The following is a 224-nucleotide window of genomic DNA, read 5'->3' on the forward strand; positions in this document are numbered from 1 at the left end:
GCGGCGTCGTTGGTGCCGGTGATGGAGATGGTGATCAGCTGGCTGGTGCCGTCCTCGGAATGGACGGTGAAGGAGTCGCTGAGCGGATCGCCGTCATTGAGGGCGTCGACCGTCGGATTGGTGTCGTCGAGCGTGTAGGTCCAGTTGCCGGCGGCATCGATGGTGAAGCTGCCGTAGCTGGTGCTGCCGCTGTCGGCCTGGAAGACGTTGTCGGCGTTGTCGAC

The 224-nt window shown here is 64.3% G+C and carries 1 protein-coding gene; it reads right to left on the reverse strand.

Going from position 1 to position 224, the window contains the following annotated elements:
* A partial coding sequence (locus tag EN781_RS33980; protein ID WP_145965852.1) for a VCBS domain-containing protein occupies positions 1–224 on the reverse strand: 224 nt, incomplete at both ends.

This window comes from Mesorhizobium sp. M4A.F.Ca.ET.090.04.2.1, from assembly GCF_003999085.1.
Classification (GTDB): Bacteria; Pseudomonadota; Alphaproteobacteria; order Rhizobiales; family Rhizobiaceae; genus Mesorhizobium.